Source organism: Ruegeria sp. HKCCA5929, assembly GCF_013034525.1.
In the GTDB taxonomy this organism is placed as follows: Bacteria; Pseudomonadota; Alphaproteobacteria; order Rhodobacterales; family Rhodobacteraceae; genus Ruegeria.
In genome coordinates, this window is record NZ_WQGE01000005.1 from 201,918 (window position 1) to 226,127 (window position 24,210).

Here is a 24,210-nt window from a genome sequence, read left to right on the forward strand (position 1 = left end):
TCCCCAGCCCACAAATCTTGCTGAGTTGCATCCCGGCGAACGTCAGGTCATATAGCAAAGAACTTCCGCGTTGAGAGGCGTCATGACCCAGTATCTGGATTTCGAAAAACCGCTGGCCGAGATTGAAGGCAAAGCTGAAGAGCTGCGAGCGCTGGCCCGCGCAAACGAAGAAATGGACGTAGCTGAAGAAGCTGCCGCTCTGGACGCCAAAGCCTCCAAGCTGCTGGACGAGCTTTATGCCGATCTGACCCCTTGGCGGAAATGCCAGGTTGCGCGTCACCCGGAACGTCCGCATTGCAACGACTATGTGGATGCGTTGTTTACTGAATTCACGCCGCTGGCAGGTGACCGCAACTTTGCAGACGATCTGGCCGTGATTGGTGGCCTGGCACGATTCAACGATCAGCCGGTGATGGTGATTGGACACGAAAAAGGCTCGGACACCAAATCGCGGATTGAGCGTAATTTCGGCATGGCCCGACCAGAAGGGTATCGCAAGGCCGTTCGCCTGATGGAGATGGCCGGGCGTTTCGGCCTGCCGGTCATCACCCTGATCGATACAGCCGGGGCCTACCCCGGCAAAGGGGCCGAGGAACGTGGCCAGTCAGAAGCCATCGCGCGTTCGACTGAGATGTGCCTGAAGATCGGTGTGCCTTTGGTCTCGGTCATCATTGGTGAAGGTGGGTCAGGCGGCGCTGTGGCATTCGCAACGGCAAACCGCGTCGCGATGTTGGAACACTCGGTCTATTCGGTGATCTCGCCCGAAGGCTGCGCATCGATCTTGTGGAAAGACGCTGAAAAGATGCGCGAAGCGGCCGAAGCGCTGCGTCTGACCGCGCAGGACCTTTATAAGCTGGGCGTGTGCGACCGGATCATCACCGAGCCTAAAGGCGGCGCGCATCGCGACCGCCCGGCAGCCGTGGAAGCCGTACGCTCGGCCATCACCGCCATGCTGCAAGAGCTGGACGGCAAGGATGCAGCGGCCCTGATTCAGGACCGCCGTCAGAAATTCCTGGATATCGGTTCAAAAGGGCTGGCGGCGTAACCGTCAGCCGCCCAAGCGGCGCAGCAAACCAATCGAAGGTTCACCCGTGACAGGCAAGCCATTTGCGCTTTGATAAGCGCTGATGGCGGATGTGGTGTTCTTGCCGATCACCCCATCTGCGCCTTTGGTGTCATACCCGGCGGATGTCAGACGGCGTTGCAACTCTTTACGGTCTTCTAACGTCAGACCATTTGCGTCCGGTCCGAACGAGGCCTGAAACGGCCCACCACCTGCGATCCTGTCCGCCAGATGGCCCACACCAATAGCGTAGCTGTCCGAGTTGTTATAGCGCTTGATTACTTGAAAATTGCGGAACACGGCAATACGCGGCCCCGGCGTCTGAGGTTGCAGCACAGCGACGGGTGTGCCGGATACGGTTCCGGCCTCTCCACCCCAAGGTTGACCCCGCACCCAACCGGCGCGCGCCAGATACGACGCCGTAGAAGCCAGCGAGTCCGCCGGATCTTCGGACCAGATATCGCGCCGCCCGTCACCGGTGAAATCCACAGCATAGGCAAGGTATGAGGTGGGAATGAACTGTGTGTGCCCCATTGCCCCGGCCCAGCTGCCGGTCATGTTGGCGGGTGTTGTGTCGCCTTCTTGCAGAATGCGCAATGCGGCCACCAATTGCTTTTCAAAAAACGCACCGCGCCGCCCGTCATATGCAAGCGTTGAAGTCGCCGAAACGACAGGTACATCACCACGGCGCACGCCATAGCGGCTTTCCAGCCCCCAGATGGCCACGACGATTTCTTTGTCCACGCCATACTGCGCTTCGATCTGCGACAGGGTGCCGTTATACTGTCGAAGCATCTTTTGACCGGTTTCAATCCGCTCATCCGATGCAGCGATGGCCAGATAATCCTCGAGCGAGCGCTTGAATTCGACCTGGTTGCGGTCGCGTTCGATTACGTCGGGCAGATACCCTGCCCCACGGAATGCCTGATCAAGCGTGGCCTGTGAAATTCCTTGCGAAGATGCGCGGTTCTTGAACCCGGCAACCCAGGCGTCCCAGCCAGCGTTTGGAACCGCCCGCATGCGCGATGCAGGGGCGCTTGACGGAGCACTGCCGCCGGAACAGGCAGCCAATAGCGATGATCCAAGGCAAATAGAAAAGGCACGGCGTGTAATCATGGTTGGGGTCTGCTCTTGTTTGTGATTTGGCACAAGCGTACCTCAGCAGAACCCCACAAGCCAGAAGCGTGATGCCGTGAATGGGCAGCATTGTGATGTCGGCGGGAAGCCGCTCAGCTTACCAGCAAACGCAACCCCTGCGTTACATCCGAGCGAACAGCCAGTCGCAAACCGGGCTCGTCCCCGGCTTTTAGCGCAGCAATGATCAGCTTGTGATAATGCGGGGGCTCGGTCCGCCGCAGACGTCCATACAACGCCCGCATTGTTGGTCCCAATTGCAACCAGACCGTTTCAGCAATGGCCAGCATCGCAGGCGCTTGCGCGCGCAGATACAAAGTGCGGTGAAACTCAAGGTTTGACCGAATGTAGCCAACCGCATCCCGCTTGGTCACCATTTCAGCAACGGTCATATTGATGCTCTGCAACCTATCAATCAGTGCGATATGCGCGCGAGGCAATGCCCGGCTGGCCAACTCGACCTCCAGCAGCGCACGCAACGCCGCCAACTCCTCGATCCGGTCATTTGTCAGCTCAGGGGTCGACACGCGGCCCGAGGTCGACAGGAACAGCGCCCCTTCCGCAGCCAGACGGCGCACTGCCTCGCGCGCTGGCGTCATCGAGACGCCGAACTCCTTCCCAATGCCGCGCAAGGTCAGAGCCTGACCCGGTGCCATCTCACCATGCATGATTCTGGACCGCAGAGCCCGGTACACCCGGTCATGTGTGGCAGTTTGGGTTTCGGAAGAGCGCGCGCTTATCATCCATTTATGTGATCACAAAATCGCGCAAGGTCAACTCGGATCAGCGTCAAACTTGTAGCGATGCAATTCGGCCCCATTGTCGCGCAACCAGCGGCGGGGTTTCTGATACGGACCAAAGATCTTCTCGACCTGTTCCCAAAACGCAGGCGAATGATTCATCTCAGCCAGATGCGCCACTTCGTGGGCCGCCACGTAATGCAACACTTCAGGCGGTGCCAGTATAAGACGCCACGAGAACATCAAGCCACCGTGCGAGCTGCAGGATCCCCAGCGGGACCGCGTGTCGCGCAGGCTGAGCGTTGTATACGGGCGTCCAAGCATCGCAGCATAGTCATCACACGCACCAGACAAACGGTCACGGGCCAGCTCCTTTAGAAACCGGGCCAATCTCCGCGCCTCGGCACCTTCAGGAACCGCGACTTCATGTGCCTGAAGCAACACGCGACGACCAGTTGCCGGAACGATTCGCCGATCAATGCCTTCAATTGGGATCGTTTGCCCAAACTGAACCCGGGCCATATCCGGTCGATCCTGCAGATGCTGACGGATCCACTCTTCCTTGGTGCGTGCAAAATTCAGGGCCTCTGTTTCAGGTACTCCGATCGGGTAGGTCAACGTAACCCGCCCATCCAGTTGGGAAATACGTAAACTGATACGCCGCGCCCGGGCCGATTTGCGCAGCCTCAATGGTACCGGCGGCGTCCCTGGCAATGCGTGCTCTCCCATATCGCGACACCTCCTGCGCAAAGACTTTGACAGTACCCGCCAGCTGTGGCACGTGGACTGAATCATTTAGACGACTCACCTGATATCAAGGGGAATTGACATGCCCAAGGAAGAATGGGGCGTAAAGCGCGTTTGCCCGACAACCGGTAAGCGGTTCTACGACCTAAACAAGGACCCGATCATCAGCCCCTACACTGGCGAGATCGTGGAGCTTGAAACATCCAAAAGCCGCATGATCGCGGCGGATTCAGAAGATGCAGCTTCGGTCAAAGCGCGTGAAAACGCGTCGGAAGAAGATTTGGTTCTGGACGATGACGACAATGTCGATGTCGAACTGGATGACGATCTGCTGGACGATGATGATGACAATAACGATGATGTATCTTTGGACGACATCACCGACATGTCGTCGGACGAAGACAGCTGATCAAGCAAAAGGCGACCCGCGGGTCGCCTTTTTCATTCGACTTTGTGTCTGAACGGAAAGTTGCCGGGATTTCCATTTTTGACTTGCACTCGCCGTCACTGTCTCCTAAACGTCCGCTCACCGCATCGACGGTACCATGATGGGGCCTTAGCTCAGTTGGGAGAGCGCTTGCATGGCATGCAAGAGGTCAGGGGTTCGACTCCCCTAGGCTCCACCAAAACCTAGCAATACAACTAGATAGCAAGCATTAGAGCGGTGTGACACACAGGTGTGACACAAAATGAAGCTGCATGCGTATCTCTCGCTGTCCAGACACGGCATATATTACTTCCGTTGGCCAATACCCGACACGACACGAAAACACTGCACTAGACCAAACACTAAACGTAGGACCCCTCGTGTGTCGTTGGTTACGAAATACCTTAAAGAGGCTGGTACTCTGGTCTGGCGTCTTGGCGGCAGGTGGCGACCCGCCATGACCGGAATCCAGACATCTTCCTTTCAGCCATCGCACTCGCGCCAACTGTAATCTACTGATCAGGAATCCTGAACCAAATTTAGCAAGCAATTTCCATGTTGATACCGAAGGCAGGCCAGGTGCATCTGTAGTCGCGCCCATGTTTCTCATCAGTGGCGGCAAGGCCCGCTGAAGGTCGGTTGAAATCACAGACATAGATGTTAGAGCCAATTTGCCTACTGGTTTCTTGGTCGACTTGCCGAGAAGTTTGTGACCCAATTTTGCTTCTAGCCGGAACTGAAAAGCATGACACAAGATCGTACGATGCCTTTGGATGAAGCCGTCCAATTGGGTGTGTCGCATTTCAACAAAGGCGATTTTCAGGCTTCGGCGGTAATTTTCTCCAACATCTTGCAAGCAGTTCCACGGCACGCACTTTCGCACCAGATGCTGGGGCTTATTGCCTTTCGATCGGGCAAAAAGGAAGAAGCAGTGGGCTTGTTGACCGAGGCTGTTCGTCTTCGGCCGAAAGACGCAGGATTTCTCGCAAACTTCACCGAGGTATTGCGCTCTGCTGGAAGGATCGAGCAGGCCGTCGAAATTGGGTTGAAAGCTGTTGCTCTCTCTCCGGGAAGCGCTGCAGCCCACTCAAACCTGGGCCTTGCTTACTATGACCAAGGCAGTTTGGCCGAAGCCGAAGCCTCGCAAAAACGTGCTTTGGCATTGAACCCGAATTTCGACCGCGCACTGAACAACCTTGGCAGCATCGCAAGGGACAACGGCAACAGAAAAAAAGCGGCAGAGCTATATCGTAAAGCTCTCGACATCCAGCCCGGCTCCGCTGAAACCATCAACAACCTGCTCTCGGTCCTGATCGAAGACGAAAACCTTAAAGAGGCGCGGACGTTCGCCGAGGCGCAGATCAGGCATTTGCCGAAAGATGCAGAGCTTCACCGGAATTTCGGACGCATTTTTTTGCTGGAAAGCGATCTGGACAAGGCGGAAACTGCGTTTCGCAACGCAATCGCCCTGAACCCGGACAAAGCGGACAGCTATGTCGGTTTGTCGCAAGTTCTGTTTGAAAAGAACCACCCGAAACCAACGGGTTGAGCAGAAGGTTGGAAATTTCTTGGCACTAAGCGAAAGAGTAGAAGAAATCCTGAGTAGCCGCATACCCGGCCTCATGTGCCCGCAACTGCAGCATGATGGTCCGGCCCATACCGAGCAAGAGACGCATATCTCAGTTTCTATGGTCGCGACACCCTCTGCTGACGTTCGCTGCACCTAAGAGATCAGAGACCTGTTGAACTCATAGGTTGCGCAACGGTCTCGACATACGAGCAACAGAAAAATGAGACCCATACACTTTTTCAGTGGGCAAACGCCTCCAAGGTGTTGAGTTGCGGCGCAAAATGCTTTGTTTCAATTGCTGGATTTTCTACTGCATTTCGTTACCGTGGCTTCATCGAGTCCACAGACGCAACTCTTCTATAGGATGATCCATGTTATTAAGGCTGTTAACCGCCGCAATGATTCTACACGTCGGTCTGTATCCCTCTCATGTGATTGCGCAGGACAGCCAAACGAAGCCTAAAGTTTCCGTGACGGCGACACAATTGAAACCGGTGTCGCTGACCGAGATCTTCACTGGCCGGGTCGAAGCGGTGAATCGTGTCGACCTGATTGCGCGGGTGCCAGGGTTTGTGAAATCCATCAATTTCAAGGACGGCTCAGCCGTCAAAGCAGCGGATGTCCTGATCGAGATCGAACCAGATTCTTACAAGGCAGCGGTCACAGAAATTCAGGGTCAGATCCAAGCTGCACAAGCGGCAAAAAAGCTTGCCGATATCGAGCTTGATCGGCAACAAAAGCTCTTTGCCAAAGGTGACACTCCGCAAGCGGTCGTTCAGAAAGCAGAGGCGCAGCAAGGCCAGGCGGATGGGCAAATTCTTGAATTGCAAGGCAGCCTGCAGAACGCTCAGCTTAACCTGTCTTACACCAAGATAGCCGCGCCCTTTGACGGCCGTGTAGGACTGACAGATCTTTCCGTTGGAGCATTTGTCAGCCCCGAAGGCGGAGTACTTCTGTCGCTGTCCAGTGTCGACCCCATTCGTGTGACCTTTCCGGTGACCGAAGCGGAATTGCTTGAATTTCGCTCGCGCCGCGCCAAAGCGTCGGCCTCCGAACCTCTGAACCTGCAGCTCGTTCTTGCCGATGGCACGACCTACGGACAAACGGGCAGCATCGACGTTATTGATACCGAGGTGCAATCTGGAACGGATTCTGTTCTGGTCCGTGGGTCTTTTCCAAATCCGGATGGGGCACTGATAGATAACCAGCTGGTGCGGGTCGTCGTTACCGATCCTTCTCAGGAAAAATCGCTGGTGATCCCTGCCAAAGCTTTGCAAAAAGATCAGTCCGGTTACTTTGTGTTCACAGTCGGAAGCGACGCAAAAGCCAAGAAAACGCAAATTCAACTGGACCGGGTCGAAGGGACCGAAGCTGTCGTTTCAAGTGGTCTAAGCGAAGGCGATCAGGTCATCACCGATGGCCTGCAGAAGGTCCACGCCGGTGTCGAGGTGAGTGTTTCGACGCCCAAAAACACCTCATCAACGGCTGGTGGAAACTGATCTCATGATCTCACAACTGTTTATCCGCCGCCCCCGGTTTGCAATCGTCATTTCGGTCGTGATTACGCTGGCTGGTCTGATTTCAATTACGCAGCTGCCGGTGGAACAACTCCCCGACATTGTTCCGCCTCAGGTTCAGGTGACAACCAGTTACCCCGGAGCCGGAGCCGAAGTTGTCGAGTCAACAGTTGCGCAGATCATCGAAGAACAGGTGATCGGCGTCAGCGACATGCTCTATATGAAATCCACAAGCGGTGCGGATGGCAGTTATAACCTGCAGGTCACATTCGAGCCTGGGACCGACCCCGATATCAACGCGGTCAACGTGCAGAACCGTGTCAGTTTGGCGATGTCCGCATTGCCCGAAGAAGTAACACGCGCAGGTGTTAACACCAAAAAGAAGTCGTCGGCGTTGCTGCAGGTCGTCGCCATAACGTCGGACGATCCGAAGAATGACGATCTTTTCCTGTCGAATTTCGCGACAATCAACGTGCTCGACAGCATCAAAAGGTCACGCGGCGTGGGGGATGCCACCCTTTTCGGGGCGTTGGATTATTCGATGCGGATCTGGCTCGACATCGACAAAATGACCAGTCTTTCCGTGACGGTTGACGATGTGATCGCGGCGCTTGATGCCCAGAATGTTCAGGCCGCGGTGGGACGTGTCGGCGCGCAGCCTATGGCAAATGATCCGACCTTTCAGCTGAATATCCAGACTCAGGGTCGATTGAGCAGCATTGATGAATTCGAGAATGTTGTCGTGCGCGCCCTTCCAGACGGTTCCTTCGTTCTTGTCAGCGATATCGCACGGGTCGAGCTTGGCGCTAAAACACGGGATTCCTTTGCATCTTTTGACAACAAACCAGCGGCTATGATCGGTGTCTACCTTGAGCCGGGGGCAAATGCCTTGGACACTTCAAAGGGCATCAACGATGCGCTGACAGGGCTGCAAAGTGCCTTCCCCGATGGGGTCAAATGGAGCGTTCCCTACAATTCGGTTACCTTTGTCCGGGCGAGTATCGATGAAGTTGTGAAAACACTGATACAGGCGTTTGGCCTGGTCGTTATCGTTGTCTTTTTGTTTTTGGGCAGCCTGAGGATGGCCCTGATCCCGCTTATCGCCGTACCGGTTTCGCTTGTGGGTGCCCTGACATTCATTCTGGCACTTGGGTTCTCGCTCAATACAGTTTCACTGTTGGCGCTGGTGCTTGCGATCGGCATCGTTGTAGACGATGCGATCGTCGTGATCGAAAACGTCGAAAAGGTTATGGGTGAAAACCCCGAGATGTCCGTGGCCGACGCCACCGGCGAAGCCATGAAACAGATTACCGCCCCTATTCTGGCGATAACCTGTGTACTGCTGTCGGTGTTTGTACCCGTTGCCTTCATACCCGGCATTACGGGAACGATGTTTCAGCAATTCGCGGTTGCCGTATCATTCTCGATGCTGATTTCTGCACTGAACGCACTGACGCTGAGCCCCGCCTTGTGTGCAGTACTGTTGCGCCGAGAAAGCGGCCCCAAACATGGCCCGCTCGCCTGGATCTCGCGCCGTATCGACAACGCGCGCGACGGGTATGCTTATGTGGTCACAATTCTGGCCCGTCGCGCAATTCTGGCTGTGCTGCTTCTTGGCTTTGCCCTTTTCGGCGCAGGCTGGCTGTTCAAAACCGCTCCTTCGGGCTTTCTGCCGGTCGAAGATCAAGGGGCCTATTTTGTTGAGGTGGCGCTGCCCGAAGGGTCCTCGATCAACCGTACGACCAAAGTGATGGAAGACGTCGAAACCATCATGAAAGCCGCTCCCGGGGTGCAGAATGTCATGACGGTCACGGGCTTTAGCTTTGTCGATGGCCTGAACAAATCGAACAGCGGATTTGGCATTGCAATCATGCAACCGTTCGAAGACCGCACTGATCCTGCTTTGTCCGTCAAAGCCTCGATCAGACATGTTCGGCGTGAATTTGCTGGTTTGGAAGACGCCATCGCCTTTCCGTTCAACCTGCCGCCGATCCTTGGCCTTGGTACGGGTGCCGGGTTTGAATTCGAGCTTCTGGACCTGCATGGTGGCAGCGTTCAGGATCTCAGCGCGGCAGCGACGGGACTGGTCACAACCGCCAACGCAGATCCCCGATTGGCAGGTGTCTACACGACATTCTCTGCACAATCGCCAAAGCTGAACCTCGACCTCGATCGTAAAAAGCTACAGACACTTGGTGTGGATGTGGATGACCTGTTCCGGGCCTTGCAGGTTACGTTGGGCGGATATCATGTGAACGACATGAACCTCTTTGGCCGGACGTGGCAGGTCAATCTGCAAGCTGACGAGAAATATCGGGCGAATGTCGGGGATATTGCCCGCATTCATGTACGAAACAGCGACGGAGATATGGTACCTGTACGCGCCGTAGCCGATTTAGACCTTGTATTGGGTCCGCAAATGGTGACCCGTTACAACAACTTTCAGGCTGTCACCATCAACGGCGGGCCAGCACCTGGTACGTCAACGGGCGAGGCCATCGCCGCGATGGAGGAAATTGCCGCCAAAACCCTGCCCGAGGGGTATAGTTACGATTGGACAGGCACAGCGCAGCAAGAGATTGAGGCAGCCGGGAAAACACCCATCGTTCTGGGGCTTGCATTGCTGTTTGCCTACCTCTTTCTTGTCGCGCTGTACGAGAGCTGGACGATACCGCTTGCGGTTCTGTTCTCAGTCACCTTTGCGGTTTGCGGCGCATTGGGCGCGCTGTTGTTGCTGGGTCTCCAGAACAACCTTTATGCCCAGATCGGACTGGTTGTTCTGATTGCGCTTGCTGCAAAGAACGCAATTTTGATCGTTGAATTTGCAATGGACCGTTATCGGACAGGTCTGAGCGCAGTGGATGCTGCCATTCAGGGTGCCCGCGCGCGTTTCCGTGCGGTCATGATGACCAGCTTTGCCTTCATCGCGGGGCTATATCCGCTTGTGGTGGCAGATGGAGCCTCGATGCTCGCCCGTCGCGGCGTCGGTACACCGGTCTTCGGAGGGATGATCGCAGCCGCCCTTATCGGCATTTTTGTCATCCCATCCCTCTACATCCTTGCGCAGCGGTTCAGGGAAAAGGTGCACGGCAAAGAGAAAATGGCCGGTGACACGAGTGCCCTTTAGATTATGCAACGCCTTTCTTTCCGAGGGAACAGACCGCACGCCTTGAATAACGCCGCTTTGCGAATCTGAGCCGACGCCGAGACGGCATTTGCCTGGAAGTTTCAGCAGGCTTCACAAAGCAGTTCGATCTTTGATGTTTATTAAGACTCGACCAGTCAGAGAATTCAAACCGCGTTACAAATCAACCGATCAAGCGATTCAAACTTCTGCTTTATGAACTCAAGCACGCGGACAAACGATCCTACTCCTGATCTCTTTGTTTGGGCTGTTTCTTCTTCTGGCGGCGAGCATCGCCGCCTCGGTTATGTTTGGCCTTGGGTGGGGTTTGCAGCCGTGCATCCTGAACCGGGTACTTGGGCGTGCTAGTCTGCCGCCCTTGCTCGTAACGTTCGGTCTGTCGGTCCTTCTGCCGAATGCGCTGTTCGAAGGGCTCTCGGCGGATCACCAGGGTGACCTGATAGCCTGCATCCAGCAAAGCCTGCCTAATACGCAGTTGCGAAGCACGGTTTACGACGGCAAACACATTGTGGTGCGCAGATTTCGCTCCTTGACCCAGGGTTGGGGCATTGGAATGCAACGGTTGCAGATCAATTGTGTCTGCCGCGTTGCCCCCTTCGATCACATAGCGAGTGACGTCACCTTAGGTTTTCACTTTCTGGCATCCCATGAAGTAGAACGCTTTGACAAAGTTTGGCCCGATTTTTATTGAACAATCCAGTTCAACAAAAGATTTTTTCGGGTTCTAGTTTTCGGGTTTTTGTGTGGATAGATTTCAACAATTGGTCGCCGATCCGTTTTGGCGCACGCTTGAGGTGTTTGGGGACAAGATCGCGCTTACTACTGAGACCGGCGATCTAAGCTACTCTGAGTTGGTCGACAGGGTTGACCGGTTTGTCGCCGACACTATTGAACGCTTGCCCGATGGGATTAACAGGCCACTGCTACTGATTGAAGCAAGTAATCACATTGAGCCGATCACTGCTTACCTTGGGTCTTTACGAGCGCAGTGGCCGGTTATTTTGACTGAACACAGTGCGCGGGAAAAAACCGATCGTCTGCAATCTGCGTTTCGCCCAAATCTCATAGCCCGGTTCTCTGGTCGCGATTGGATCATGCAACCGGCAAACACCGAAGCTCTTGAGATGGCGCCTGAACTTGCAGTCATGTTGTCGACATCCGGTAGCACCGGGTCGGAAAAACTGGTTCGATTGTCACACCGAAATTTAGCAAGTAACGCCGCCGCCATTGTCGACTATCTTGGCCTGTCAAGCGACGATGGCGCGATTACTTCACTGCCATGGCACTATTCCTATGGGATGTCCGTGCTGAATATGCAGCTATCAGCCGGTGGAAGGCTTACTCTGACAGACCAACCACTGACGGATCGGGATTTTTGGAAGACTGCGCAACAAACAGGAACAACGGTCCTGCCCCTGGTGCCAATGCAGTTCGATGTTTTGTCTTTGAAAGAGAGAATTAAGGCTGATCTGCCTAGTCTGAAGTACCTTTTGCAAGCTGGCGGGAAGCTTGATCGGAGTATTGCAGAAGCGTTTTTCGACAAAGGAGACGCCGAAGACTTCAAACTGTTCCTGATGTACGGGCAAACCGAGGCCGCCCCACGCATTTCTTACCTTCCCCCATCCGCCCCTCGCAAATCGTTTGATACGATTGGACAGGCGATCCCGGGCGGTCATCTTCGAATTGTAGATCAGAACGGCACCGAGATTTCCGAATGTGGTACGCCGGGCGAGCTTGTCTATACCGGTCCAAACGTCATGATGGGCTACGCGGAAACGGCAGAAGAACTTTCCAATAGTGGTCAGCTTCCAGAATTGCTAACCGGAGACATTGCTGAAAAGACCGAAGAAGGGTTTTTCCGGATTGTCGGCAGGTCTAAAAGATTCGTCAAACTGAACGGGCTGCGGATAAGCCTGGATCAGGTTGAGGCCAACTTGCGCGATGCGGGCGTTGCGGCGAGAGTGACAGGGTCAGATCAACGTCTTGATGTCTTTTTAACCGACAAATCAATGCTGTCGGGGCTAAGAGATCGGTTGTGTCGCGATTTGAAGCTGAGCTTTTCCCAGGTCTCGACACAGTGCATTTCTGAGTTTCCCCAGCTCCCGTCTGGAAAGGTCGACTATCGCACGCTGCAGAAAAGAGCGGATGAGCTTGCTGTCGAGAAACCTCCGACAACGGACGGGCTGTATTCGGTACTGTGCGCGGCGCTTCGCACCAGAGAACCCGATCTCAGCGTGTCGTTCCGCGATCACGGGGGCGACAGCCTTGCTTATCTTGAAGTTGAACTGACGCTCAGTGAAATGGGACTTGAAATTCCGGAAAACTGGGAAGACCTTCCACTTTCATTTCTTCTGGATCTCAAGCCGGCCCCAAGTCAAAGGAACGAAATCCGGCAACTTGTTTCGGTAGATTTGGTTTTGCGTATCTTAGCAATTACGGCTGTAGTTGCAGGACATGCGACCACCTGGAAAACAATGGGAGGAGCCTACTTTCTTCTTGTTTTATCCGGGTATTCGATTGCCAAATTCCAGGGACCCACACTGTTTACCCGGCACGTAGTTCGTGCGGTAGCAAATACACTGGTCAGAATTCTGGTTTGGTACTATCTGGTCCTTTTATTTGTGCACGTAGTGTCCGGTGCCGTGCCGCTGTATTGGTGGGTTCTGATCAGCAACTACCAACAAGTAGAGGCCTTCACCAAAGTTGAGTGGTTCTGGTACGTGCCGGCAATGGCTCAGGTAACCGTGATGCTATCTTTGCCATTCATGATTCAACCGCTCGGAACTTGGATTTCAAGAAATCCATTTTATTTTGGCGTGTGTCTTCTTGCTGCTTCCATCGGATATGTCACATTTATGCAGGTGCAATTAGGTCTGAGCGCGGGCGACTGGCGTCATACCGCTGGAGCGCTGCAACTGGCTGTTTTTGGATGGTGCGCATATTACGCTAAAGAGAGGGCAGAAAAACTCGCGCTCGTTTCCGCTGTCCTGATAGTCATATGGCTTCAATGGTTTGAAACCTATCCGACAATTCAGGCATTTATAACGTTTGGAACGATAAGCCTTGTGTATGGATTTCAGTTCAAACTCCGGCCGCGGTTAGCACGCATGTTGGCTTACGTAGGTACGCTGACACTACCGATCTACATGCTGCATGTTTTTGCAGTTGCGGCAGTGCAACGTGTTGGAATCGCACATGCTGATCCAAACTGGCCAAATTGGCTTTTGTTCTTAAGCACTTTCATTTTGAGCATCGTTGCCGCGATGGTCGTGTTGCCCATCGAAAAGCGTGTGGTTGGCGCCATCGCTTTCTCAAAAAACCGTGCAAGGTCTGTTTGGAAGAAAACAGCCAGGTGAGATTTTCTTGGATTGCTTGCTTGTCAGTGGCTCTTAGGTGCGACTTTCGAAGCAGTCGCTCAAGTTGACAAACGATGTCTGTCAAATACAGCGCAGTACGGCCATGTCTAGCCCACACGTTCTGTGCCCCTTCGGATTTGAGTTTCGGGGTCTGTTGGCAGTCCGGTCCGGGAGCTCAAGCCACCAAAACACTCGTCTTTAAAATCCGCTCGAACCCGTGATAAAACAGCTCGGCCCAGCGGACATAGTCATGCGCGCGGTCATGGTCTTGAAGATGTTGCGGCTTTCACCACATGGGATGGTCCTGCAGTGCCTTAAATCGGAAACTCTTGAGAGTTAACAGACTGTAGTGGCCGACATGCAGCCACCTTGATTGAGTTGCTTTTAAAAAATAACTTTGCCGCGGAGACAACGACCTTACCCCAGGGCCGGTTGTTGAACTTGGGCATGCCGGAAGACACCCAGTTGATCGCGCGGCAACCACGCAACCCGGGCCGGCACTCACCCGCGTCACGCGGCCCTGTTATCTTGCAGATGTAACAGGATGCGGGCGTAGTTTTCCTCGCCCTGTGCGCCGGTCACAAGGTGATGGTGGTCGAACACCATTGCGGGCACACCCTGAACACCTCGGCTGATCCAGAATTTCTCTTTCTGGCGTATGCGGTCGGTCCGGTCACGGCTTTGCAACATTGCCTGCGCGTCCGCGTGGTTCAGCCCGATGCAAGCGGCTGCATCGGCCAGAACCTTTATGTCCGAGATGTCCTCGCGGTGTGTAAAGAACGCCGAAAAAAGCGCCTGCTTCATTTCGTGGCCTTTGCCTTGGTCGGCGGCCCAGTCAATCAATTGATGCGCGCAGAAGGTGTTATACATTCGCATGTCATCGGCGTAATTGAACGTGAACCCCAGTGCTGCACCCATCTCGGTCAGGCGGGCTCGCGCCTGGATCGACCCTTCCAACGTGGTCCCGTATTTCGATGCCAGATGGTCGCGCAGGTTCTCTCCGCCTTCTGCCATCTCAGGGTTCAGTTCGAACGGGTGCCAGTGGATATCCAGTTCGACGCCGGTGTCGCGTGCGGCCTTGGCGAGCTGGTAGTAGCCAATCACACACCACGGACAAACAACGTCTGACACGACATCGACACGGATTGGAGGAACATCTGGCACGGTTCAGGTTCCTTTCACATCACTGGAAAAACGCGCCGCGTTTTCCTTGGCAAAGGCGCTGGCATCTGCGCTGGCGTCCCAGAACTGAGGGTTAGCCTTGGGGATGGTCAGCGCTCTCTGCACAGCGGGTCGGGCATCGATACGGTCAAACCAGGCGTTCAGATGCGGAAGGTCCGACACATCCACCCGGGCCCAGACATAGGCACGCGCCCACGGGTACAGCATCATGTCAGCAATGGTGTATTCGTCTGCTGCGATCCATTCACGCCCGTCCAGATGTGTATTCATCACCTCCATTAATCGGCGGCTTTCGTCCACGTAGCGACGGATCGAGAACGGTTCTTCATGGCCATTTGGCGCGGCAATATGCTGGAAATACATCGCCTGTCCCATCATCGGGCCAACGTGACCGACCTGAAACAGCATCCACTGCATAACCTCGGACCGCTTGACCGGGTCCGAGGGCAGGAATTTTCCGTATTTCTCGGCCAGATGCCACAGGATCGCACCGGATTCGAAGATCGCGCGGCTTTCCGAACGGTCCTCAATCGTTGGGATCTTTCCGTTTGGGTTCAGCGCCAGGTAATCCGGCGCCTTCTGTTCCTGTTTGGAAAAGTTGATATGGGTCAGGTCGTAGAGGATACCTGCCTCTTCCAGAAAAATGACCGGCTTGTAGCCGTTCATCGTGCCTGCGGTATACAGGTGAATATCAGGCTGGGACATGTTCAACCTCGACAAAAGTGGATTTCAGATGCGCGTCAAATCGAGCGAAATCGGCCTCGATTTCGGGGTTCTTCATAACATCGAAGGCAGCGAATGTCGGTAGGGCCTGCATACCGAAGAACTTGGCGTTCAGATGCATCGGGCGCAGAAGATCGTCGACGCTCGCTCCGGCAAAGAACGGCTCGGCGGGGTTGTCGAATGCTTCTTTCGGCGCATTAAATGTCACCGACAGCATGTATGTCTTTCCGTTCAGTGATCCACCCATGCCGTAGTTGGCTTTTGGTGCGTCGGCGGTGCGACCGTCGCCTGTGCATAGGCGGCCATCCATTCCGGCTGTGTAGACCTCATCCATATATTTTTTGAAGATCCATGGGACGCCCATCCAGTTTACCGGGAACTGCATGATGACCGTATCTGCCCAAACATGCGCCTCGACCTCTGCATTTGCGTCATAGCCATCAGCAACGGTGGTTATGCGTACTTCGTGCCCCATTGCGGCCAACGTGTCACGTGCGCGTTCGACGAGGCTGGCGTTCAACTGTCCGGGTGCGAATTCGTAGGGCTGGGTGCCGTTCACGATGAGGATATTACTCATGTCCGTATCCTATATGTGCAATCTTTGAACCCTTGACTTTCGCCGGGTTCAGAGAGCATTTGAGAATACAGGTGTGAGAAATCAACTAGTATACTTTTAGTAACCTAGTTATCTGAGCGGAAGGATGACGATGCGAGCGCGGATTGAAGAGGACGCCAAAGGTCGTCGACAGGTCTCAGAGGCCTGTCTGGAGCCATGCGCAATCGAAAGAGGTATGCGGATCATTGGCGGAAAATGGACCGGATCGATTTTGTGGCACCTCAAAGATGGTCCCGTACGTTTCAACGATCTGTCGCGTATGATCGGTGGTGCCAGTAAGAAGATGATCGCTGAGCGGTTGCGCCAGCTAGAGGATCAGGGGCTGGTGAGCCGACACGTGATGGATACCGCGCCGGTTTCCGTCCAGTATTCTATCACCAGGTTTGGCAGCACGGCGCTTGGGTTTCTCGATGAACTACGAAAGTGGAGTGAAGAACTACGCGACGGATTGAACCGATAGGTTAGGCCTGTATTTTAGTTTCTTCTGAACGCCGTTTGTCAAAATGCGACGAGTCAATCTTGTTGTGAGCATTTCCTTAAAGGCGCCCTCGTAGCGTCAAAGATTTCTTCCATCATAGAACGCTTCAGGCAGGCCAAGTGCGTCCAACTCATCTATGTGAGACTGCCCAACTGAACTGGTCTACCGTTATGCTTAGGAAACGGAGGGCCGCGACGGGCAAAAAATAAGAGCCCGGAGCCTGATGAGATTGTCTCGAAGTTACCGCAGGTTGAAGTTCTGATGAGGCAAGGGAAGCCCCGTTTTTAGGCGACCAGATAGATCGTTGTTGTTGAACAAATCTACTGCCGCCGGCGAAAGGAATGAGCCGTTGACGGTGTGTGAGCGATACTTGAAAGAATGGCGGAAAACAGGAAAAAAATCGCCGTTTTCTCCAATAAATTCTGAGCTTTGTAACGTCACTGACTCTTGCCTCAATCGACTTCCAAAACCTCAACAAACGGGTAAATCGCGCCATTCAATTCTGACCCGATCGTCAAGCAGTTCTGACTCAAAATGAAAAAGAAAATAGAAGCCCACTAAACACAAAAGACCTCCTGAGACAGCGCACGTTGAACAACATCCGTTACAAACTGCGTGCAGGCTTTAGAGAAAAAACTCAATCTCTCATGTCTTTAGAAGGCTAGAGCGTTCAGTGAGATCATCCAGCGTTACAAATCAATCGATCAAGCATTTCAAACTTCTGCTTTATGAACTCAAGCACGCGGTTTGACGAAGCTGGCATGCTCCGGGCGCTTAGCGTCACGCAACCCAAGTGTCGGTCGGGATCACCAATTTTTATCGGCAGCGCTGTCAGGGTTTTTTGTTTTTGCATCATGTAGACTACAGAAAAAGGCAAAACGGTCAGGGAATCTGAGCCCGTCAGAACGTTGACAACCGCACTCAAAGACCCGCCTGTGAAACTGATTTTGAGGTCGCGCACACCGATGCCGTCCAGCGTGTTCTTCAAGTCACGAAACAGCGGGCTGTTCGCAGGTGGCGCGATCCAGGAAAACTCGGTGATATCTTCCAGCTTTACCTCTTTTTTGCGCGCCAATGGATGCCCAATGCGGCACGCAATGACGTTTCGACCAGGCAGAATTTGACGAAATTCGTACTCATCAGAAACGTCGGCCGGGCGCATTGGAAGAATGGCGAGGTCCAGAGTTTCGGCGGACAGTTGGGACAAAAGTTCAGTGGGGTACCCATAGGATTGGTCGATCCGAATATTGGGGTACTCGGCCTGAAACTCTGCAATCACGTTCGAGATGACGCCGTCCATGAAGATCGGTGTGCCAGCAACCCGAACCGCACCAGCAAGGCCTTGACGGTGCTCGTCGACCAGTCGGCTCGCATGACGACCCGCGTTCAGAATTCTTTGTCCCTCCTGAGCCAAAGCGAGACCAAGCTCAGTTGGTTGCAAGGGCCTTCGGGTGGGCAGGAACAAAGGCTCCCCCACTCGGTCTTCTAACAACGAGACACTTCTGGAGACACTGGGTTGAGATTTCCCAAGTAAAGCAGCGCCTTCGGTCAACCCTCCGGCCTCGACAATAGCCGCGAGAATCTCGAGATGTCTTGGATCAAGCTTCATAACTCAAAGTTATATTGATGGTCGATAATTCGATCAAGAGCGCTGTCTTGGCCTGCTAGCGTTCCCGCCAGACCCGCAATCCAACGCTTGTCAGGAACCCGCCCAATGGCTCTCAGCACTACCAGCATCAATGGCCAGAAAGTCCGGTTCGGCGCAGGTTTGCGCAACGACATCTGCGCGGAGCTGGCGGAGCTGGGATCGAACAAGGCGCTGATCCTTTCGACGCCTCAGCAAGTCGATATGGCAATGGAGCTTGCAACATCTGTTGGGGATCGAGCGGCAGGTGTCTTCACCCGGGCAACGATGCACACACCTGTCGACGTGACCGAAGAAGCGGTTGAACACGCGTTGTCAGTCAAAGCCGATAGCATTGTTTCTATCGGTGGAGGTTCGACGATTGGCTTAGGCAAAGCGATTGCTCTTCGGACAGGTTTGCCGCAAATCACCATCCCGACCACATATGCCGGCAGCGAGGCTACTCCGATCCTGGGTCAGACTGAGGATGGCATCAAAACCACCCTGACAGATCAGAAGGTTCTGCCGCGGGTCATTCTGTACGATCCCGAACTTGTGGCGTCATTGCCACCCGCAATGACCGTGACCAGCGCCTTGAACGCAATGGCTCATGCAACTGAGGCGCTTTATGCCAAGGATCGTACGGATCAGACCACGGAATTGGCTATCGATGGCCTTAAAGCGTTTGCGGAGGGCCTGCCGACCGTTGTGGCAAGCCCCGACGACCTGAAAGCCAGAGAAGAAACGCAGCGTGGCGCATGGGCCTGCGGTACGGTGCTTGGTCTGGTAGGAATGGCGTTGCATCACAAGCTTTGCCATACTCTGGGCGGGTCCTTCAATCTGCCGCACGCGGAAACCCATGCGATCGTTCTGCCCCATGCCATCGCCTACAACGCGGTGGGTGTGCCGGACCTGCTGGCACCCGTGTCAGATATTCTCGGTGGCTCTGAGCCTGGCCAGGCGCTTTGGAGTTTTTCCCAATCCATGGGCGCACCGATGGCTCTAAAAGACTTTGGCCTGTCTGAGGCCGATCTGGACCGCGCCACAGAAATCGCACTCAAGAACCCGTATTGGAACCCGCAGCCGGTCACGGCTGATGGGCTGCGGGCGCTTCTTCAAAACGCGTGGGCGGGCAACGCCCCAAGCGTTTGACTTCACCGTGTCAAGGGAGGGACACATGATCACACGACGCAAATTGCTGCAATCCAGCGCTGCAACCGGCCTCGGGCTGGCCGCCGGTGCGCTCGCTGCACCCGCTATCGCTCAGGGCGCAAAGATCAAACTAGGCTACGTTAGCCCACAATCAGGGCCTTTGGCTGCGTTCTCTGAGGCAGACAGGTACATTTTGGAAAACTTCGCCGCGTCCGAGGCCGGTGCGAATTTTGAGGTCATCGTTAAGGACAGTCAGTCGAACCCGAACCGCGCCGCAGATGTCGCGGGCGAGCTGATCGTGGACGATGAGATCGACCTCATGCTGGTCGCCTCAACCCCCGAAACGACCAACCCGGTTGCCTCGACCTGTGAGGCCGAGGAAGTGCCGTGTATTTCGACCGTCGCCCCGTGGCAGCCATGGTTCATTGGCCAGCAAGGCAACCCGGGCGATCCAACCAGCTGGGAGCCGTTCTATTACGCTTATCACTTCTTCTGGGGCCTTGAGGACGTGATCTCGGTCTTCACGGCAATGTGGAACCAGTTGGAGACCAACAAACAAGTCGGCGCTCTGTTCCCAAATGATGGTGACGGCAACGCCTGGGGCGACCCGAATGTTGGCTTTCCGCCGGTCTTGTCCGAGCTCGGATACACACTGACCGACCCCGGACGGTATCAGAACCTAACCGACGATTTCTCGGCCCAGATCAACGCATTTCGCCAAGCGAATGTCGAAATCGTGACCGGTGTTCCAATTCCGCCTGACTTCACCACCTTCTGGAGTCAGGCCAAGCAGCAAGGTTTCACCCCGAAAGCCGCGAGCATCGGCAAGGCTATCTTGTTCCCGCAAGCCGTCGAAGCCTTGGGCAGCGCAGGCAACAACCTGAGCTCTGAAGTTTGGTGGTCCCCCACCCATCCGTTCTCGTCATCGCTGACCGGCGCAAGCTCAGCTGAACTGGCGCAAGGATACATGGCCGCCACCAACCGTCAGTGGACCCAACCCATCGGCTTTGTGCATGCGCTGTTCGAAATGGCAGCAAATGTCATGGGCCGTGTTGATGACGCGGGTGATGGGGATGCAGTGGCCGAAGCCATCGCAGCTACGCAGCTTGACTCTATTGTCGGCCGGATCGCCTTTGATGGTGCGGGCCTACCGCCCTTCGCCGCGCAGAACGTTGCGAAAACACCCTTGGTCGGGGGGCAATGGAGGCTACTCGACAATGGCAGCTATGACCTCGTGATCGTCGACAACTCCTCAGCACCCGAAATCCCGACCGCAGGTGTGATGGAAGAAATCTCCTGATCGCAACGAAACAAGTGCCCCGGATCATTTCCGGGGCAGGAACTCCGGTATGACCATTCTTTCGCTCAAAAACGTCTCAAAAAGCTTCGGTGCGCTCACTGTCACTGACGATGTCAGTTTTGATGTCGCGCAGGGGCAGGCCCTTGGGATCATTGGCCCGAATGGGGCGGGTAAGTCGACTCTGTTCAATCTGATAACGGGCAATCTGACATCTGATGCGGGATCGATCCATTTCGATCGAGCAGATGTGACGCGCGTGCCGCCGATGCAGCGCTGTTTGTCGGGTATAGGGCGCTCATTCCAAATCCCTCAGCCGTTTGATCATCTGACGGTTTTCGAAAACCTACTGGTGGCCGCAACGCATGGGCAGAGCAAGTCGGAACACGAGGTCGAACAGGACTGCGCCCGCATTCTTGAGCAAACGGAGTTGTTGGATGTGGCCAATGACACGGCCGGTGGATTGCGGCTGTTGCAACGCAAACGGTTGGAGTTGGCCCGTGCGATGGCAACAAACCCAAAGCTGTTGCTGCTGGACGAAATCGCCGGGGGGCTGACCGACGCGGAATGCACCGCGCTGATCAACACGATCAAGGGGCTGCACAGCAGTGGCGTCACGATCATCTGGATCGAACATGTCCTGCATGCGCTCACCTCGGTCGTTGAACGGCTGCTGGTTCTGGATTTCGGCAAGGTCATCGGTCTGGGTGATCCGGACGAGATCATGAACAGCCGGGAAGTCAAAGAAATCTATCTGGGGATCGAAGTCTGATGAGCCTGCTGGAAACCCACGCGCTGACCGCCCATTACGGAGACTTCCAAGCCCTGTTCGGAGTAGACGTCCACCTGAACCAAGGCGAAACGGTTGCCATCATCGGGGCAAACGGAGCCGGGAAATCGACCCTCATGCGCTCAATCTCGGGCGTTCTGACCAACGGGTCCGACCAAGTGCGCTTTGACGGCCAACCCATTGGGGGCTTGGCTGCGGATGAGATCATGGCGCGCGGAGTAGCCATGGTGCCCGAGGGGCGCCGGCTGTTTCCGTCCCTAAGTGTCGAGGAAAACCTACTGATAGGCACCTATGGCCGCAAGGTATCAGGCCATTGGTCTTTGCAAACAATCTACGACCTGTTCCCGATCCTGAAAGAGCGGCGAAACCACCCGGGCACAGCCCTTTCTGGTGGGCAACAGCAGATGGTTGCAATCGGCCGCGCGCTGATGAGCAACCCGCGCGTTCTGCTGTGTGACGAGATCAGCCTTGGTCTCGCGCCGGTGGTCATCAAAGACATCTACGATGCTGTCCCCCGCATTCAGCAGGCCGGGGCCAGCCTAATCGTGGTGGAGCAGGACATCGGCCAGGCCATGAAAGTCGCAGACCGCGTCTACTGCATGATGGAGGGTCGCGTCACGCTGGAAGGCACCGCAGACACGCTCAGCCGCGAGGCCATACACGACGCCTATTTCGGAGGAGCCGCCGCATGATCTGGATCGACACCATCATTCAGGGCGTTCTGTTGGGCGGGCTCTACGCGCTGTTCGCCGCAGGTCTGAGCCTCGTGTTCGGGATCATGCGATTGGTCAACTTGGCCCATGGCGATCTGATTGTCTTTGCCGCCTATCTGATCCTTCTGCTGGTCTCACTGCTTGGTCTTTCTCCGTTTCTGGCCGCGATCATAGCCGCGCCGATTATGTTTGGCGTGGGCTGGGCCTTGCAGAGACATGTGCTGAACCGCGTGCTGGGGCCTGATATCCTGCCGCCCTTGCTCGTAACCTTCGGTTTGTCGGTCGTCTTGCAAAACGCTCTGCTCGAAGGCTTCTCGGCGGATAGCCAACGTCTGCCTGCGGGTGAAATCGCAACGGCGTCCGTTCAGATGGCCGGGCTGAACCTCGGCGTTCTGCCGTTGCTAACCTTTGCCTCGGCAATCCTTGTGATCGTCGGGCTGAACCAACTTTTCTATCGGACGGAGTTGGGCCGGGCGTTTCGCGCGACCTCGGATGATGCAGTGACGGCGGGTTTGATGGGTATCCGCCCAGAACGTATTTTCGCCACTGCGACAGCCATCGCAATGCTCGTGGTGACCTTGGCAGCGCTTTATCTGGGAATGCGGGCGAATTTTGACCCCAATATCGGCCCAGCGCGCCTGATCTATGCCTTCGAGGCTGTGATCATTGGTGGCCTCGGCAGCCTATGGGGCACTCTTGTCGGAGGCATCATTATCGGTGTCGCTCAGACTGTCGGCGCGGCAATCAATCCCGAATGGCAAATCTTGGCTGGGCATCTGGCCTTTCTTATCGTGCTTCTGATCAAACCCAGGGGCCTGTTTCCAAGGGCGGTGGACTGATGACTGATACTGCAATGTACCGCGTCCAGACACAGACCCGCGCGTCCTACAGCGCAGGAGCGGTCTGTATCGCCCTGATCATTCTGTTCATCCTGCTGCCAACCTTTGCCAGCCGGGGATTGATTCAAGACCTGTTCTTTATCTTCACTATGTTGGTTTTGGCGCAATTCTGGAACCTGCTCGCAGGATATAGCGGGCTGGTGTCCGTCGGGCAGCAAGCCTTCGTAGGCATGGGAGCCTACGCCATGTTTGGCGGTGTCATCCTTTGGGGGATGGACCCGGTTCCGGCGATCCTTTTGGGCGGTGTTGCAGCCCTGATTGTAGCCATACCCACAGCCTTTTTCGCCTTCCGCCTGCAAGGAGCTTACTTCGCCATCGGCACATGGGTCATCGCCGAGGTTATGCGTCTGCTAGTGGCGCAATGGAAAGTGCTCGGCGGAGGCACCGGAACTTCTCTGCCGCGCACCGCAACGCGTGAGATGTGGGCCACCGAATGGATACAGACCACGTTTGACGTTCGCGGTGCAGCAGCGCGGGACATCCTGACCTATTGGCTGGCCTTGGCGCTGGTGATCGCGACGATTGCGGGCATCTACTGGCTGCTCAGAACAAAGCGCGGGCTGGCGCTGGCTGCGGTACGTGACAATGTTGAAGCGGCTAAGTCTGTTGGCGTCGATGCGGTGCGGATGAAATGGCTGGTCTACTTGGTCTCAGCCGCAGGAACCGGGCTGACCGGTGCTCTGATTTACGTACAGAAATTGCGCATCTCTCCGGATGCAGCGTTCTCGGTCACCGACTGGACTGCCTATGTGATCTTCATCGTCGTGATCGGCGGAATTGGCACCATTGAAGGCCCGATCCTGGGCGTGCTGATCTTCTTCATCTTGCAGAGCCTGCTGGCCGACTACGGCTCGTGGTATCTCATGGTGCTTGGTCTAATCGGGATCGCCGTCATGCTTTTCGCACCACGCGGTCTGTGGGGGCTGATCTCAGAAAAGACTGGGCTGCAGATTTTCCCTGTGCGCCGTCGCCTTGTGCTGACGAACCCAAAGGACGGCCTCAACTCAATTCAATCTGACAAACAGAGGGAGGCGTAA

The 24,210-nt window shown here is 55.3% G+C and carries 21 protein-coding genes, 1 tRNA gene and 1 pseudogene; 15 read left to right on the forward strand and 8 right to left on the reverse strand.

Annotation, left to right across the window (positions count from 1 at the left end; translation table 11 throughout):
* Positions 1-82: 82 nt before the first annotated feature.
* The gene (locus GOV90_RS13890) at positions 83-1,045 is read left to right on the forward strand and encodes an acetyl-CoA carboxylase carboxyltransferase subunit alpha (protein WP_171091786.1); all 963 of its coding nucleotides are present in this window, start codon (positions 83-85) and stop codon (positions 1,043-1,045) included.
* Positions 1,046-1,048: 3 nt separating this feature from the next.
* Here the strand turns inward: GOV90_RS13890 and GOV90_RS13895 are convergent, their stop codons facing one another.
* The 3 genes from GOV90_RS13895 to GOV90_RS13905 all read right to left on the reverse strand — a co-directional run bounded on the left by GOV90_RS13895 (position 1,049) and on the right by GOV90_RS13905 (position 3,666).
* A complete protein-coding gene (locus GOV90_RS13895; RefSeq protein ID WP_171091787.1) occupies positions 1,049-2,179 on the reverse strand; it encodes a lytic murein transglycosylase in 1,131 nt (376 codons plus the stop codon).
* A gap of 113 nt (positions 2,180-2,292) precedes the next feature.
* Positions 2,293-2,940 (reverse strand): GntR family transcriptional regulator, encoded by a 648-nt coding sequence (locus GOV90_RS13900; RefSeq protein WP_171091790.1) that lies wholly within the window; start codon positions 2,938-2,940, stop codon positions 2,293-2,295.
* Positions 2,941-2,970: 30 nt separating this feature from the next.
* Positions 2,971-3,666, reverse strand: coding sequence for a M48 family metallopeptidase (locus GOV90_RS13905; protein ID WP_253284651.1), 696 nt, complete (start codon positions 3,664-3,666; stop codon positions 2,971-2,973).
* A gap of 100 nt (positions 3,667-3,766) precedes the next feature.
* On the opposite strand from GOV90_RS13905, the gene GOV90_RS13910 reads away from it, so the two are divergent.
* The 6 genes and pseudogenes from GOV90_RS13910 (at position 3,767) to GOV90_RS13935 (ending at position 10,325) form a co-directional block, all read left to right on the forward strand.
* Complete coding sequence (locus GOV90_RS13910; RefSeq protein WP_171091794.1) at positions 3,767-4,093, forward strand: TIGR02300 family protein; 327 nt, start codon at positions 3,767-3,769, stop codon at positions 4,091-4,093.
* Between the two features lie 141 nt (positions 4,094-4,234).
* A tRNA-Ala gene (locus tag GOV90_RS13915) sits at positions 4,235-4,310 on the forward strand.
* 227 nt (positions 4,311-4,537) lie between these two features.
* A pseudogene (locus tag GOV90_RS13920) lies at positions 4,538-4,630 on the forward strand (IS5/IS1182 family transposase); the annotation flags it as partial.
* Between the two features lie 226 nt (positions 4,631-4,856).
* Entirely contained in the window at positions 4,857-5,660 is an 804-nt protein-coding gene (locus tag GOV90_RS13925) for a lipopolysaccharide assembly protein LapB (RefSeq protein ID WP_171091796.1), read from the forward strand.
* Between the two features lie 392 nt (positions 5,661-6,052).
* Positions 6,053-7,180 (forward strand): efflux RND transporter periplasmic adaptor subunit, encoded by a 1,128-nt coding sequence (locus GOV90_RS13930; RefSeq protein ID WP_171105595.1) that lies wholly within the window; start codon positions 6,053-6,055, stop codon positions 7,178-7,180.
* A gap of 4 nt (positions 7,181-7,184) precedes the next feature.
* Positions 7,185-10,325, forward strand: a complete 3,141-nt coding sequence (locus GOV90_RS13935; RefSeq protein ID WP_171091800.1) for an efflux RND transporter permease subunit — start codon at positions 7,185-7,187, stop codon at positions 10,323-10,325.
* 241 nt (positions 10,326-10,566) lie between these two features.
* Here the strand turns inward: GOV90_RS13935 and GOV90_RS13940 are convergent, their stop codons facing one another.
* Positions 10,567-10,947 carry a hypothetical protein gene (locus GOV90_RS13940; protein ID WP_171091802.1) on the reverse strand — a complete coding sequence of 127 codons (381 nt, stop codon included), beginning with the start codon at positions 10,945-10,947 and terminating at the stop codon, positions 10,567-10,569.
* A gap of 139 nt (positions 10,948-11,086) precedes the next feature.
* Between GOV90_RS13940 and GOV90_RS13945 the strand changes: the two genes are divergently transcribed.
* The gene (locus GOV90_RS13945; protein WP_171172863.1) at positions 11,087-13,699 is read left to right on the forward strand and encodes an AMP-binding protein; all 2,613 of its coding nucleotides are present in this window, start codon (positions 11,087-11,089) and stop codon (positions 13,697-13,699) included.
* Between the two features lie 510 nt (positions 13,700-14,209).
* On the opposite strand, the gene GOV90_RS13950 is transcribed toward GOV90_RS13945, so the two are convergent.
* The 3 genes from GOV90_RS13950 to GOV90_RS13960 are packed head-to-tail and all read right to left on the reverse strand — an operon-like array spanning position 14,210 to position 16,181.
* Entirely contained in the window at positions 14,210-14,863 is a 654-nt protein-coding gene (locus GOV90_RS13950; RefSeq protein ID WP_171091807.1) for a DsbA family oxidoreductase, read from the reverse strand.
* A 3-nt stretch (positions 14,864-14,866) separates the two neighbouring features.
* Positions 14,867-15,586: a glutathione S-transferase family protein gene (locus GOV90_RS13955; protein WP_171091809.1), complete on the reverse strand. Its 720-nt coding sequence runs from the start codon at positions 15,584-15,586 to the stop codon at positions 14,867-14,869.
* Positions 15,573-16,181, reverse strand: a complete 609-nt coding sequence (locus GOV90_RS13960; protein WP_171091811.1) for an NAD(P)H-dependent oxidoreductase — start codon at positions 16,179-16,181, stop codon at positions 15,573-15,575. The genes GOV90_RS13955 and GOV90_RS13960 overlap by 14 nt, the downstream gene beginning before the upstream one ends.
* A gap of 130 nt (positions 16,182-16,311) precedes the next feature.
* Between GOV90_RS13960 and GOV90_RS13965 the strand changes: the two genes are divergently transcribed.
* The gene (locus GOV90_RS13965) at positions 16,312-16,680 is read left to right on the forward strand and encodes a helix-turn-helix domain-containing protein (RefSeq protein ID WP_171091812.1); all 369 of its coding nucleotides are present in this window, start codon (positions 16,312-16,314) and stop codon (positions 16,678-16,680) included.
* A 697-nt stretch (positions 16,681-17,377) separates the two neighbouring features.
* Here GOV90_RS13965 and GOV90_RS13970 read toward each other — a convergent pair.
* A complete protein-coding gene (locus GOV90_RS13970) occupies positions 17,378-18,307 on the reverse strand; it encodes a LysR family transcriptional regulator (RefSeq protein ID WP_171091814.1) in 930 nt (309 codons plus the stop codon).
* Positions 18,308-18,412: 105 nt separating this feature from the next.
* Here GOV90_RS13970 and GOV90_RS13975 point away from each other — a divergent pair, with 105 nt between their 5' ends.
* From GOV90_RS13975 to GOV90_RS14000, 6 genes are read left to right on the forward strand one after another with little or no spacing between them, the layout of a single operon-like run.
* Positions 18,413-19,474, forward strand: coding sequence for a maleylacetate reductase (locus GOV90_RS13975; RefSeq protein ID WP_171091817.1), 1,062 nt, complete (start codon positions 18,413-18,415; stop codon positions 19,472-19,474).
* Positions 19,475-19,499: 25 nt separating this feature from the next.
* Positions 19,500-20,774: an ABC transporter substrate-binding protein gene (locus GOV90_RS13980; protein WP_171091818.1), complete on the forward strand. Its 1,275-nt coding sequence runs from the start codon at positions 19,500-19,502 to the stop codon at positions 20,772-20,774.
* Positions 20,775-20,823: 49 nt separating this feature from the next.
* The gene (locus GOV90_RS13985; protein ID WP_171091820.1) at positions 20,824-21,543 is read left to right on the forward strand and encodes an ABC transporter ATP-binding protein; all 720 of its coding nucleotides are present in this window, start codon (positions 20,824-20,826) and stop codon (positions 21,541-21,543) included.
* The gene (locus GOV90_RS13990) at positions 21,543-22,253 is read left to right on the forward strand and encodes an ABC transporter ATP-binding protein (protein ID WP_171091822.1); all 711 of its coding nucleotides are present in this window, start codon (positions 21,543-21,545) and stop codon (positions 22,251-22,253) included. The genes GOV90_RS13985 and GOV90_RS13990 overlap by 1 nt, the downstream gene beginning before the upstream one ends.
* On the forward strand, positions 22,250-23,113 hold the full coding sequence (locus GOV90_RS13995) for a branched-chain amino acid ABC transporter permease (protein WP_171091824.1): 864 nt from the start codon (positions 22,250-22,252) through the stop codon (positions 23,111-23,113). The genes GOV90_RS13990 and GOV90_RS13995 overlap by 4 nt, the downstream gene beginning before the upstream one ends.
* Positions 23,113-24,210, forward strand: coding sequence for a branched-chain amino acid ABC transporter permease (locus GOV90_RS14000; RefSeq protein WP_253284652.1), 1,098 nt, complete (start codon positions 23,113-23,115; stop codon positions 24,208-24,210). Before GOV90_RS13995 ends, GOV90_RS14000 begins: the two co-directional genes overlap by 1 nt.